The organism is Aerococcus viridans (assembly GCF_001543285.1).
GTDB classification, from domain to species: Bacteria; Bacillota; Bacilli; order Lactobacillales; family Aerococcaceae; genus Aerococcus; species Aerococcus viridans.
In genome coordinates, this window is record NZ_CP014164.1 from 1,397,711 (window position 1) to 1,411,172 (window position 13,462).

Sequence of the window (13,462 nt, forward strand, 5' to 3'; positions counted from 1 at the left end):
TCGTGTCATGACGCAATACATAAAAACGATTCAACAGAAATGTCAGAAACACCCACTCAAAGCTTCAATGATTGGCTTGTTTCTAGCAGTCTTTATCCTGATGGGACTCTTCTTTATCTTTGGCCTAAAAATATTTCCATTCGGCAATGGCACCATCATGACTGTCGACCTAGGCCAACAATATATCGATTTCTATCAATACTACCGAGACATCTTCCAAGGTAATTGGGATCAGATTTTCTATTCCTTCTCAAAAGCCACCGGAGGCGAAATGGTCGGGACCTGGTCTTACTACCTCATGTCCCCCTACTTAATTTTCTTGCTATTTTTCCCGCAATCCTGGCTTTCCTTTGCCGTCGCCTTGATTGTCATACTCAAACTCGCCACCGCAGCATCCGCCTTCCAGTTCATGTTAGGTCGGTTCTATAACGAAGTGACTTGGCAATCACTCACATTTTCATTCGCCTACGCCTTCATCGGCTACCTGTCCGCCAACCAACTAAACGTCATGTGGCTAGACGGTGTCATCTTCCTTCCCTTTCTCATTTGGGGTTTAGAAAAGGTCATGCGCGGTCAATCTGGCTGGACCTATGTAGGCTGGCTAGCCCTTATCCTAATCTCGAATTACTATATCGGCTACATGATTTGTTTATTCTTAATCCTATTTTTCTGCTACCGGATGGTCGCTCATGGACGAGCTGACTTACACGGTCAAGACCAGATGGAAAGATTCAACCAGGACTTGGCGCCAACCGCGCAATATCAAGCAAGCTACTTTACCAGTTTGAAAACCTATTTCATACAAACATTTGGTAAATTTGCCGGTTGGTCACTCGCAGGTGGTGGTTTAGCTGCCTTTATTTTAATGCCGACATTCTATGCATTATCAACCAGTAAAGGGCAACAATCGTCACCCGAACTGGAATTGACCACCGATTATCCTTTATACGATATTGTGTCAAAATTCATCCTAGGGGCCTTTAACTTTGACCAAATGCCAGAAGGATTGCCCAATATTTTCGTAGGAAGTCTAGCGCTTATCATGGCCATCCTTTACTTTTTCAATAAGAAGATTCCTTGGCAAGAACGATTAGTCGCCGGTGGATTGACGACGGCCCTATTATTATCCATGAACATTTCAGGGCTAAACTTGATTTGGCACGGGTTCCAATACCCAATCTGGTACCCGTACCGTTTTTCATTCGTCTTTTCATTCTTTCTATTATTTATCGGCTACCAGCTCTACCGACAAAAAACTGTCTTATCCATTAAAAGTGCAATAGCTTTGCTGATACCTTTTGCTATTGCCTATGGTTACCTACTCTATAAGATTGAAGAATTCGACTATATTTCAGTCACAACCGTCCTAGTCTCCTTCGTCTTATTCGTTGGGGTCACTGCCCTACTGATGATGGCTGTTGACTTCGACCGGTTGATTTACATCCTCCTATTGTTCATCACCATGAGTGAAGTGTTTGCTAACTCAGTGATCACTATTTCCTCTATTTCTTACTTGAAACACGATGACTTTGCGGATTATATCGCTGAAATCAAACCAGAAATCGCAGCCTATGCGCCCGGAGAAAACGAATTCTACCGGATGACCAAGACCTTCCAGCGGACAAAAAATGATGCCATGCAGCTGGGTTACTATGACTTGAACCATTTCAACTCAACAATGGAACGAAACACCACCCAATTGTTCAAGCAATTAGGGCAACCTATGTCAGACGGCTTTACCAACTATACAACAGGGACTCTACTGACAGACGCCCTATTTGGTGTCCAATATTACTTTGACGTCACACCGTTTGAAGATGATCAAGGCGCCTTAAAAAACCGGGTCATGTCAACAAGAGCTGACTTGAGTGGATACCCTATCACAGAAGTCACAGACCAATTAATCATCCATGAAAATCCCAATGCCTTGTCGCTTGCCTATATGGTCAGCCAAGATATCCAAGATGTCGCCATTGATGACGTCAACCCAGTTTACCTGCAAGATGAATTGTTGAATGTCTTGAGCGGAAAGGGCACAACAGAAGGCATTGACCTTTCACAATTTGAGATTGCCAACTTTGCCAGCGTGGACCTTTTCCATGTTGATTCACAAGACGCTTCAGTGGTAAATACAGCTTATACCCGTGATGACACCGGAGAAGATTCATTTATTGATATCCATATCAATGTGAAAACCAACCAAGCTTATTACATTACTGTCCCTTCATTCTTGAACGATGAAGAAGTCAAATATTACTTAGACGGCGAGCCATTGGACTACGATTCTTCCTACCAGTCGATACAATTATTTAATATTGCCAACGACGAACAAGGCGCAGAGAAAGTATTTACCATCCAATTGCTAGATGACGACACAACCCTAGCGGATATCAACCTCTATACCCTTGACCAGGAAAAAGTTTCCACCATGGCAGAAGACTTGAAGCAAAATCAGTTGGCACTAACTGACTTCTCAAATGGGGCTTTCTCAGGCACCGTTACTGTAGACGATCCAAGTGAATACTTGATGGTTACTGTCCCATATGCAGAAGGCTGGCACGCCAAAGTCAACGGCCAAGAAGTCAATACCCTGCCCCTATTAAACGGTGGTTTTATGGGTCTCCAATTCCAAGAAGCCGGTGATTATGAAGTCACCTTCTACTACATCCCACAAGGCTTGATATTAGGTGTCGCCATTACAATCGCAACCGGATTAATTCTAGTTTGTGTATATGTCTTCAACAAGAAAAAAGTGAAAACGAAATAAATACAAAACGTCTGCTGATAATTGTCGGCAGGCGTTTTTTAGAGGCATTTTACGAAATTTGCGAAAAAAAGAGGCTAGCCAAAGCTAACCCCTCTATTACCAATTTAATGGCGATCACATTATTTTGCTGCGTCAAAACGTTTTGCAACTTCATCCCAGTTTACAATGTTCCAGAATGCTGCAATGTAGTCAGGACGAACGTTTTTATATTTCAAGTAGTAGGCATGTTCCCAAACATCAATACCTAATAATGGTGTTTGACCATCCATTAATGGTGAGTCTTGGTTTGGTGTAGAAGTGATTGCCACTTCACCGTTAGCTAAAACTAGCCAAGCCCAACCAGATCCGAAACGACCAGTTGCTGCAGTTTTGAATGCTTCTTGGAAGTCTGCAAATGAACCGAACTTAGCGTCGATAGCTTCTTTCAAAGCGCCTGTAGGTTCACCGCCGGCATTTGCTGCGAATTGTTCCCAGAATAATGTGTGGTTTGCGTGTCCACCAACATTGTTGCGAACAGCAGTTTTTTTATCTTCAGGTACAGCGTCAAAGTTAGATAAGATTTCTTCAGCAGATTTGTCTGCTAAATCAGTACCTGCTAAAGCTGCATTTGCATTTGTTACATAAGTATTATGGTGTTTGTCATGATGCAAGTGCATTGTTTCCTCGTCGAAATACGGTTCTAATGCATCATAAGCGTATGGTAATTCTGGTAATTCAAAAGCCATTTAAAATTCCTCCTATAAAACTTATCATTATTTTCTTACTAAAATCACTATATCAAGTCAGAACATAAAATTCAAAGGAATCGACTTAAAGCGCTCACTTATTTTTAAGAAAACTTTTTCCTTTTCCAATCATCCGTTCATTGTTTTTGACCAATCTTTGTTATAATGAATGTTAACGTGAGAATGCTTAGTCATTTTCCAGATCCACCATTTAAGAGTGGGAATATGAGAACAGAAAAGAGCGAATGTATGAAAGAAAGCAATATCCTCGTCATCTTATACGATGCCCTATTGAATTATCCAAAAATTATCCGTGTCATTTCCTATAGTTTTAAAAGAATGTTGGTCTATGCCCTATTAATTGCAGGTATATCAGCAATTCCGACCTTCTTCGACACCTTGAAAGTATTTGATTTACTAGAAACCAACGCAACATCAATCGTTAATCAAATCCCTGACTATCAAGTCACAGATGGCAAGATAGCCACCAGCGATGACCAATCGGCCTTCATTTTTGAAACTGACCTGATGACCTATGCCTTTGATCCAAATGATGAAATCGCCAATCAAGAAGTGACGACTAGTCAAAACAATCTGATTACTGTTGAAAACAACTCAGATAACCTAACTTTATCATTCATGGGCCAACCGATTGCCTTCACCTACACACAATTAGGTGACGCTGCCAATAGCGATGGCGTCAAAGGCATTATCCAGTCAATGACTAGCCTAACTTGGGCCTACTACCCGATTATCTTCATCATTGTGGCCCTATCAAGCCTATTAAATCTAATGCTAGCTGGCCTGATGATTGCCCTAGTAATTGGTATGCTACCTGATTCAACTCGGTTAAGACTAACCTTTAAAATGCGGTTTTCTTTAGCCCTTGCGTCATTAACCATGCCACTAATGGTCATTACCATCTTTAACCTATTTGGCTTCTATGTTGTCTATCAGTTGGAAATTATGTATATCTTCGCCTTGATTCGTTTATGGCGACTATTAAAAAAAGTACAAGTTATCAAAATACAAAAATAACAGCGGAAAAGAAAATAGCGACTAGAACGAAAACGTTCTAGCCGCTATTTTTTGTTATTCAAATTTAGAAATCCACTTGGTTGTCTTCTTTGTTTTTACGACGTTGGTCACGACGTTTTTTACGTTGGTCAGCCATGCGGTTGTCTTTGTTATGTTTAGAAATTTGACGGCTTAATTTTTTCTTGTAACCTGGTTTGACTTTACGACGTTTGTTTCGTTCAATCATCCCAACTACAGTATGGTCAACTTCAGGTGCTTTTTGACGGGCAGCACGGGCATCGTGGTCTTTACCGTCGATTAATTGATGGTCTTTGATATCTTTATTTTCAAAGATGATCCCTTTGTTCTCCAACCATTCAATATCTTTTAATTCATCCGGAATATAGAAGGTAATGGCAGTACCTGGTTTACCTTGACGACCAGTACGGCCTACACGGTGGATGAAGAATTCTAATTCATTCGGTACTTCGTAGTTGATTACGTGAGACACACCATCAATATCGATCCCACGAGCAGCTAAGTCAGTTGCCACCACGTATTGGAAGTCCAAGTTTTGTACTTGTTTCATTACACGGCGACGTTCGCGAGCTGGTAAATCACCATGAATTTGACCGACATTTAAGCCTTGAGATTTCAAGTATTTGTACAATTCTTGTACAGTTTCCTTGGTGTTGGCGAAGATTAAAGCTAAATAAGGTTGACCAATTGTTAAGGTATCGAATAACAATGCTTTACGGTCGCGCCCTTTAACAGGTACCAAGTAGTTATCAATGGTATCTGAAATTTTGTGACGGGCTTCTATTGTTATCCATTCAGGATTGCTTAGATATTTTCTCAAGAATGGTTTCAATTTGTCCGGAATAGTTGCAGAGAAAACGTACATGTTCAATGATTTTGGCATACGGCCTGCAATTTGGTCAACTTCATTTAAGAAACCTAAATCAAGGGTCATGTCTGCTTCATCGACAACGAAATCTGTTACTTGGTGTACAGAAATCAATTGGTTGTTAATCAAGTCTAATAGACGTCCTGGTGTCGCAACAACGACTTGTGGTACGGCATTTTCTAAACGGTTGGCTTGTTTAACAGTATCTGTCCCACCAAAAGCGCGCTCGATATGTAAATCTTCATCTGAAAATGACAAGATTTGACGGCCAGCTTGGTATAACTGCTCCGCAAGTTCACGACTAGGTGCTGTAATAACCAACTGCGTGTGGTTTTCAGCTGTAATCTTATTTAAAAGTGGTAATAAGAAGGCGTGCGTTTTTCCTGATCCTGTTTGGCTTTGGGCAATGACATCGCGGCCTGATTGAATCACTGGAATAACTGTTGCTTGAATTGGAGACGGCTCATAGAAATTTAAATCTGCGAGTGCGTCGTTGATAAATGGTTTTAAATTAAATTGTGTAAAAGACATGGTCTCCCACCTTTCTCTGCTTGCCAGCTTAGGCAAGTACGGTTCTTTTTGCTCATCCGTATTATTGTACCATTATCCTTCTTAAATCGAAAACAATAGAATATTAAAAAATACTAAGAATAGTTAGGACTAATTCTTGTGTAAGTGATGAAAGTTCGTATATAATTGATGATGAACTATGAAAGGATGTAGCATAATGACTAACAAACAAGTTGGTGGGCTTATCGTTATGTTTGGTGCAGCGGGAGATTTAGCGCGCCGTAAACTATACCCATCTTTATTCCGCTTATATCAGCGTCAATTATTATCTGAAAACTTTGCTTTGCTAGGAAACTCTAGACGTGAATGGACTGACGATTATTTCCGTGATATCGTCTTAGATTCAATTTCTGACCAAGAAGCAGACGAAGAAACAATCAACAACTTTATCAAACATTTCTTCTACACATCTCATGACGCCACTCAAGCGGATGATTATGAGCATTTGAATAATGAAATGGCAAGATTAAGAAATGAATTTAATACTGGTGAGAAAAATTTATACTACCTATCGACTTCACCAGCCCTATTTCCTGAAATTACCCAGGGATTGAAAGATGCTGAGATTGTGACAGATGGCGGTACACACCGAGTCATCTTAGAAAAACCATTCGGTACTGACCTATCATCAGCCAAAGAATTAAATGATGCCTTAGCGATTTCTTTCGATGAAAAAGATATCTACCGTATTGACCACTATCTTGGTAAAGAAATGGTGCAAAATATCTTAGCGACACGTTTCTTTAACCCTGCAGTTGAAGCTTTATTAAACCAAGAATTCGTTTCAAATATTCAAATCACCTTAGCAGAAGACATGCCAGTTGGTAGCCGTGGTGGTTACTACGACAAATCAGGTGCTATTCGTGACATGCTGCAAAACCATATCCTACAAGTGGCGACATTACTTGGTATGGACCTACCCGCTTCACCTGACCAAGACGATGTACATGCCAATAAGTTAGCTTTCTTGAAACAAATCGATTCATTAACAGCAGACCAAACAGCTAAACAAACCATTCGTGCCCAATACCTTGCAAGTGAAGATGGTGAATTCATCAACTACTTAGAGGAAAATGAGGTCGCGCCTGATTCTGTGACTGAAACTTATTTAGCGGGCTATTTCCAAGTCAATAACGACCGTTGGGGCCAAGTACCCTTCTACTTCAAAACAGGTAAAGCCTTAGATGACAAACGGACAACTGTTGAAATTATCTTAAAAGATGCCGGTGATAAAACAGACATCGATAAAGGGTGTAACCCAAGTCAAAGTCGCATCACCTTCAACATCCAACCAGAAACCGGTTTAGCCTTTAACCTAAATCAAAAATTGCCTGGTGAGGAATTATTGCCAACACTGGTGTCTATTCATTCTAATGTAGACGAATTAAACGCTGCTTATGTACCAGATGCTTATGAAAAATTGATTTACGATGCCTTAATCGGTGACCAAACCAACTTCTCTACATGGGATGAATTGGCTGAACAGTGGCGAATTGTTGATTCAATCATTGCCAACTGGAAAAATGCAGGCACTAAAACCTTACCTACTTATGTTGGTAAAACACGTGGACCTAAGGAAGCGGATGAATTATTACGCCAAAATGGCCATGTTTGGGTAAAATAGTTTTATTGAACATTGCCTTATAGAAGAAACAGTATATTTCACACAATCTAATCCATATAAACAAAACCAGGAACGAAGATGAAAATCGCGGTTCCTGGTTTTTTGTGTTCACTAGTTTAACGCACCTGGTTTCAATTGCCTTATAAGCAAACTAACTTTCAGAGTAAGTGAACTCTGGCACTTGAATGTCACCGGCGATAATGGCTGCTTTAGCTTCTTCAATTTGCGCCCAATCTTCGTCTGATAATTGTCCTTGAGTTAGCGAAACGCCATCATTTTCCAAGCCATAAGCTAAATTTTCACCTGCAGGAAAGGCATTGTCTCTTGTTTCCTCGGCTAAAGCAATAATAGCTGCCCCAGTATCTTTAAGGGTCGACGCTAAGGTAAAGTTGCCACCAGTCCACTCACCCTCGTCAGTTTGATCTCGGTCAACCCCAATCACCCATAATTGCGTTTCTGAATTAGCTTCTAGACGGTTACGGGTCTCAGTGAAAACACCGTTACCAGACCCGCCAGCAGCTGTATAAATCACGTCAATACCCTGCGTATACATAGCATTAGCAATTTGTTGCCCTTTAGAGGCGTCACTAAACGACTCCGTATATTGGCTTTCTACTTCAATATTCTCGTCAATATAGGCAACACCCGCTTTAAAACCTGTTTCAAAACGGTCAATCACTGGAATTCTAGTCCCACCAATAAAACCAACTTGATTCGTTTCTGTAGTTAAAGCAGCCGCAACGCCTGCTAAGAAGGCAGATTCTTGGTCTTTAAAGGCGATAGATACCGCATTGTCTAGGTCAACTTCCCCATCAATCAAAGCGAAATTTTGATCAGGATTTTGCGAAGCCACTTCACTTAAGGCTTCTGCAGTTGTATACCCAAGACCAACGATAATATCATATTGGTCTGCAACCGCAACATTTAAATTAGGAATCAATTCAGATTGATCAGGTGATTCATAGTATTGGACCTTGGCTCCAGTTTCCGCTTGCCATGTTTGTAGCCCTTCCCAAGCAGATTGGTTGAACGACCGGTCATCAACGCCCCCTTCATTGGTTACCATACCGATTGATAAGGCATCAGTAGCTGTTGATTCACTCGCTTGTGAACTGGATGATGACGCTGTGCCAGCATTGGCATCCGTACCGGCATTTTGCCCTTGGCAGGCCACTAAAAGTAAGGCAGCGCTTGAAATAAGGATGGTCTTAAATATTGAAGACATGAATCGATTTTCCTCCCAACGAAAAACGGCAATGTTCGTTTATTCGCGTTATTCTTTTCTTTACTCCATTACTTTAGCATAGTTTTATCACTAAATCCATATGTATATGTTTTTTTATTTATTATTGTTCGTTATATTACACATTTACACGCTATAATTTCAGTGAAATAGCCGATTCACTTTGTAAAGCCGAACAAAAAAAGACCGCAACTGAATTTTACATCCAGGCTGGGGTCTTGAAAGCTATAGCCTATTTTTCTATTAGTCAAAAAATTGGTCGCGACGGTATTTCATAGCCACTTCACCTAGTTGCGCTAATAATTCGTCTTTCTCCTCTGAAGAATAAACGTTAGCGCCTGAGGCTTTCTCGTGGCCACCACCATCATGTTGTGCAGCAATATGGTTGATTGCTGGCCCTTTAGAGCGGATTCGGCAACGTACTTTCCCATCTGGTTGTTCGATAAAGGTTACCCAAGTAATAACCCCTTCAATCGTTCCTGGAATTTGGACTATTTGGTAGGTTTCATTGGCTGTTAAATCAAGCGACTGCAATAAATCTTGTGAAATATAAACTGAATTCACAGTCCCTTGTGCTGACAATTTCATGTTTTGTAGGACATAAGCTTGCAAGCGAGCTTGAGAAATAGTTTGTGTATTCGATTCTTGCATCAAGTCAGAAGCTGGGAAGTCGTAGTTCAACAATTCACCGGCAATGTGCATAGTATCGCGGGTTGTGTTGTCATATAAGAAACGACCAGTATCCCCGACAATTCCTAAGAAGAAGCATTTAGCTGCTTCATCATTCATTTGCAACTTGTTGTCCTCACGCAAAACAATAGATGCCCATAATTCTGACGTCGATGAGATACTTGGCTCAACGATCATAAAGTCCCCGTATGGATCTTCATTCGGATGGTGGTCAACTTTGACAAGGGTCGCCCCTTTTTTATACCGTTGATCATCAATCCGTGGTCGGTTAGCTGAATCGTTCACGATAACAAGTGCTTGCTTGTAAGTATCATCCGAAACATCATCCATATCCCCGAATTCTGCTAATGAATCGTCATCTTGCCCCACTGCATAGATATATTTATGTGGGTAAGTTTCTTCCAAAACTGCCTTTAATCCCATTTGCGAACCTAACGCATCCGGATCTGGGCGAACATGGCGATGAATAATGATAGTATCGTGTGCCTCAATTGCCGCTAATATTTTATCTAACATATTGACCTCTTTCTAAGTCCTAAAAATTTTCTCTTTTATCATTATACCCTTGATTGACAGATTCGTCATTAATTGGTCAGTGTTTTCACACTTGCCAAGGCTTTAGTCATCACTTGCTTGCCGTGGTAAACCGTAATATCAATCTCCATAGACCGTCTAGAAACATCTAAGAATTCTAAGACGATATCGATGGTAGATTGTAAGGGTACTAATTTTAAATAATATGCACTTACCTTATCGACAACAATTGATTTATCTTGCATCTTCTTGACAAATTGTTTAACCGATAGTTGGATAATACTATGTTGTAAGGCATTAGATAAGGCACCGAAATCATTCGTTAATGAAACATCACTTAGAAATCGGTAGCGAGCTTTTGTCATATCCTCATTTTGTGCAACAAATTTCAACTTATCAGCTAATAGCATCTCAATCCGGTTTTCACTCTGTTCCGTTTGTTGAGTATACTGTAAAGTCCGTAAGACATCTTGTCTAGATAGGATACCTTGTAAATAATCCTCTTCATCCACAACCGGTAGTATTTCTAACCCGTCCCAAATCATCATATGTGTAATTGAAGCAACACTCATTGGCTTCTTAGCCGAAATCGGTGTTGATGTCATAGCTTTAGCTAAACGGGTATCCGGTGCGAAATCTAAGATATCCTTAGCTGTTAAGATTCCCGCTAACTTACCATCTCTTTCACAAATTGGAAAACGGGTATGCCCCGAGTTTTCTGACAATTGTCGGTAGGCCGTAATCGTGTCATCCGTGTATAAAAATTGCGTTTGCTCAAGCGGAATGTAGATATCTTCAACAAGTAAAATATCCTTCTGCATAGACCGTTCTATCATAGCTTTATTGATTAAAGTAGCCGTTGCATAGGTATCGAAGTTGACACTTAAAAGTGGTACTTCCCGCTTGTTAGCCAAGTCCACAATGGCATCTGAGGGTTTAAAGCCACCCGATATTAAGACAGCGACGTCATTCTCCAAGGCAATCCGTTGAATTTCATCACGGTTACCAACGATAATCAAGGAATCTGGTTCGATATAACGACGCATCCCGTCCGCTTCCATGGCGCCGATAATAAATTTACGGACCTGACGGCTCACACCTGAAGCCCCACCCAAGACCTGACAATCCGTTACCTGGATAATTTCTTCGATGGTTAAATGGTGCATGCGGCGGTTTTCGTTTTCTTCAATTCGGACGGTTCCCACCCGCTCTTTGGTCGCCACTAAATGCAAGTTTTCAGCAGATTTAATCGCCCGATAAGCTGTCCCCTCTGACACCTTCAAATTGCGTGCGATAGACCGAACCGAAATTTTGGCATCAATGGGGAGGTTTTGAATATATTGTATGATTTGTTCGTGTTTAGTTGCCATTGGCATTGCTCCTCCGTTTAAAATCTGACCCATTCGGTTCTATTCGTCATCATTCTCTTCTTTAGATGACGTCTGATCTGGGGCAGGTTGAATTGCTGCATCTTCTTTTATATTTTTATTTTCGTATATATCTCCATTCTCTGTTAATAATGTGTTGGATTTGTAGGCCAGGGTTCCCGCTTCTTTTGCTTCATTGGTATATAAATTCAAGCGAATATTTTCAAAAGCTAACTGCGACAAATCACTCACCGTAATCCCAAGCAACCGGATTCCTTGACTGACATCCCCGTATGTTTGCCATAGGTCCAAGGCGTAGAAATAAATATCCTGGCTATCTGAAATGGCGTCCACAAGTGACGTCTGCCGTGTAACCGTCTCAAAATCCGCATTCCGAAACTTCAAAGTCACCACTTTTCCGTGCATGCCCTTTTCACTCAAGGCATCAGACACAGAATTGGCTAGCTTACGCAAGGTTTCTTCCACCTCATTATCATGGTAAAGGAAAGGATAAAAGGTCCGCTCCTTTCCAATCGATTTACGGATCCGGGTGACTTTAACAGGCCGATCATCAACACCGCGGACCCTTTCATACAAAGCCAAACCAGCTTTACCGAAGTACTGAATGCATTCATCTTGGGACAATTTCTTCAAGTCTGCGCCTGTATAAATAGCCAGTTCATGCATTTTTTCAGCCGACCGTGTTCCGACCCCATAAAAATCTTCAATCGGTAATTGCTCTAAAAAGGGAATCGCTCGTTTTGGTGTAATGACCGTCATACCAAATGGTTTTTGATAGTCAGACGCTAATTTGGCAATAAACTTATTATAAGACACCCCAATCGAACAAGTTAAATTCAATTCTTTATAGATGGTTTCTTGGATTTCCTTGGCCACGTCCATGGCGTAAGGAATCCCCTTCTTATTGTCAGTGACGTCTAAAAAGGCTTCATCAATGGAAAGGGGTTCAATAATATCTGTATACCGCTTGAAAATTTCCCGTACTTGTTCTGATACCTCTCGATATAAGGCATAGTTGCCCGACACAAAAATCCCTTGCGGACATAAGCGGTAAGCCTCAGCCGCAGACATGGCTGAGTGGACACCGTATTTACGCGCTTCATAAGAAGCCGTTGATACAACACCCTTACCAGAATTCTCTTTTGGATGGCGGGCAATAATCACCGGTTTTCCTCGATAAGCAGGATTATCCCTTTGTTCAACCGAGGCGAAGAAAGCATCCATATCGACATGTAATATTTTCCTAGACCCATCAATTTTTGGGTCCTCAAATGATAATATCCCTATCGTGCGCATGACACCTACCCCCTTTAAACACTGGGTTACTTGTGATGATTAGTCTTCGTCGACAAAAATATTCACAGTCGCCTTAGGATTCAATACAATTGATTCCCCTTTACGCGAAATCGTAAAGGATTTGTCAAAAGCTTCAATTTCATCGATCGTATATTTTTTATCTAGTTTAATATCTAACTTATCTAGGTAGTTTAATAAATCTTTATCATCTGTCACACGTTGGATTTTAAACTTATCACCAACCGCTAAGTCAGCTAAGGGCACCGTAGCCTCTTTAGCCATCACGCCATCCTTATCAGGAATAGCCCCACCGTGCGGACAGTATACAGGTTTACCTAAGAATTCATCTAACTGGTCAATGAAGAACTCTGTCCCAGTATGCTCTAACTGTTCAGCTTCCGCATGAACTTGATCCCAGTTATAACCTAACTTTTCATATAAGAACATTTCCCATAAACGGTGACGACGTACTAAAGAAGCACCCATTTTAATTCCTTCTTCAGTTAATTGGACACCTTGGTAAGGAATGTAAGTGACCCAACCCTCTTCTTGTAATTTAGAAATCATTTCAGTTACAGAGGCTGCGGAAATATTTAGGGCTTCGCTGATGGCTTTGTTGCCTACACGGTCCATCTTGCCACCGAACTCAAATATGACTTTCATATAATCTTCTCTACTTTTTGACATGGTTAATCACCTTT

General features: G+C 40.9%; 10 protein-coding genes. 3 read left to right on the forward strand and 7 right to left on the reverse strand.

Annotated features, from left to right (window positions below):
• The first annotated feature begins 7 nt into the window (after positions 1 to 7).
• Positions 8 to 2,767 carry a YfhO family protein gene (locus tag AWM76_RS06685; protein WP_003141753.1) on the forward strand — a complete coding sequence of 920 codons (2,760 nt, stop codon included), beginning with the start codon at positions 8 to 10 and terminating at the stop codon, positions 2,765 to 2,767.
• 119 nt (positions 2,768 to 2,886) lie between these two features.
• On the opposite strand, the gene AWM76_RS06690 is transcribed toward AWM76_RS06685, so the two are convergent.
• Positions 2,887 to 3,492 (reverse strand): superoxide dismutase, encoded by a 606-nt coding sequence (locus AWM76_RS06690; RefSeq protein WP_003141755.1) that lies wholly within the window; start codon positions 3,490 to 3,492, stop codon positions 2,887 to 2,889.
• 225 nt (positions 3,493 to 3,717) lie between these two features.
• On the opposite strand from AWM76_RS06690, the gene AWM76_RS06695 reads away from it, so the two are divergent.
• On the forward strand, positions 3,718 to 4,530 hold the full coding sequence (locus AWM76_RS06695; protein ID WP_235585486.1) for a DUF1189 family protein: 813 nt from the start codon (positions 3,718 to 3,720) through the stop codon (positions 4,528 to 4,530).
• 64 nt (positions 4,531 to 4,594) lie between these two features.
• On the opposite strand, the gene AWM76_RS06700 is transcribed toward AWM76_RS06695, so the two are convergent.
• Positions 4,595 to 5,947, reverse strand: coding sequence for a DEAD/DEAH box helicase (locus tag AWM76_RS06700; RefSeq protein ID WP_003141758.1), 1,353 nt, complete (start codon positions 5,945 to 5,947; stop codon positions 4,595 to 4,597).
• Between the two features lie 196 nt (positions 5,948 to 6,143).
• Between AWM76_RS06700 and zwf the strand changes: the two genes are divergently transcribed.
• Entirely contained in the window at positions 6,144 to 7,610 is a 1,467-nt protein-coding gene (gene zwf / locus AWM76_RS06705) for a glucose-6-phosphate dehydrogenase (protein ID WP_039935067.1), read from the forward strand.
• Positions 7,611 to 7,761: 151 nt separating this feature from the next.
• On the opposite strand, the gene AWM76_RS06710 is transcribed toward zwf, so the two are convergent.
• The 5 genes from AWM76_RS06710 to AWM76_RS06730 all read right to left on the reverse strand — a co-directional run bounded on the left by AWM76_RS06710 (position 7,762) and on the right by AWM76_RS06730 (position 13,448).
• Entirely contained in the window at positions 7,762 to 8,835 is a 1,074-nt protein-coding gene (locus tag AWM76_RS06710; RefSeq protein ID WP_003141762.1) for a BMP family lipoprotein, read from the reverse strand.
• Positions 8,836 to 9,096: 261 nt separating this feature from the next.
• Complete coding sequence (locus AWM76_RS06715; protein WP_003141763.1) at positions 9,097 to 10,059, reverse strand: DHH family phosphoesterase; 963 nt, start codon at positions 10,057 to 10,059, stop codon at positions 9,097 to 9,099.
• 68 nt (positions 10,060 to 10,127) lie between these two features.
• Positions 10,128 to 11,447 carry a DRTGG domain-containing protein gene (locus tag AWM76_RS06720; RefSeq protein ID WP_039935070.1) on the reverse strand — a complete coding sequence of 440 codons (1,320 nt, stop codon included), beginning with the start codon at positions 11,445 to 11,447 and terminating at the stop codon, positions 10,128 to 10,130.
• 39 nt (positions 11,448 to 11,486) lie between these two features.
• The gene (gene dinB, locus AWM76_RS06725) at positions 11,487 to 12,761 is read right to left on the reverse strand and encodes a DNA polymerase IV (protein ID WP_003141767.1); all 1,275 of its coding nucleotides are present in this window, start codon (positions 12,759 to 12,761) and stop codon (positions 11,487 to 11,489) included.
• A 39-nt stretch (positions 12,762 to 12,800) separates the two neighbouring features.
• A complete protein-coding gene (locus tag AWM76_RS06730; protein ID WP_003141768.1) occupies positions 12,801 to 13,448 on the reverse strand; it encodes a metal-dependent transcriptional regulator in 648 nt (215 codons plus the stop codon).
• Positions 13,449 to 13,462 lie beyond the last annotated feature (14 nt).

Bases quoted from the DNA above. Each gene is read 5' to 3' on its own strand.
- AWM76_RS06685 (WP_003141753.1), top strand. From the start codon at position 8: ATGACGCAATACATAAAAACGATTCAACAGAAATGTCAGAAACACCCA.
- AWM76_RS06690 (WP_003141755.1), bottom strand. From the start codon at position 3,492: ATGGCTTTTGAATTACCAGAATTACCATACGCTTATGATGCATTAGAA.
- AWM76_RS06695 (WP_235585486.1), top strand. From the start codon at position 3,718: ATGAGAACAGAAAAGAGCGAATGTATGAAAGAAAGCAATATCCTCGTC.
- AWM76_RS06700 (WP_003141758.1), bottom strand. From the start codon at position 5,947: ATGTCTTTTACACAATTTAATTTAAAACCATTTATCAACGACGCACTC.
- zwf (WP_039935067.1), top strand. From the start codon at position 6,144: ATGACTAACAAACAAGTTGGTGGGCTTATCGTTATGTTTGGTGCAGCG.
- AWM76_RS06710 (WP_003141762.1), bottom strand. From the start codon at position 8,835: ATGTCTTCAATATTTAAGACCATCCTTATTTCAAGCGCTGCCTTACTT.
- AWM76_RS06715 (WP_003141763.1), bottom strand. From the start codon at position 10,059: ATGTTAGATAAAATATTAGCGGCAATTGAGGCACACGATACTATCATT.
- AWM76_RS06720 (WP_039935070.1), bottom strand. From the start codon at position 11,447: ATGGCAACTAAACACGAACAAATCATACAATATATTCAAAACCTCCCC.
- dinB (WP_003141767.1), bottom strand. From the start codon at position 12,761: ATGCGCACGATAGGGATATTATCATTTGAGGACCCAAAAATTGATGGG.
- AWM76_RS06730 (WP_003141768.1), bottom strand. From the start codon at position 13,448: ATGTCAAAAAGTAGAGAAGATTATATGAAAGTCATATTTGAGTTCGGT.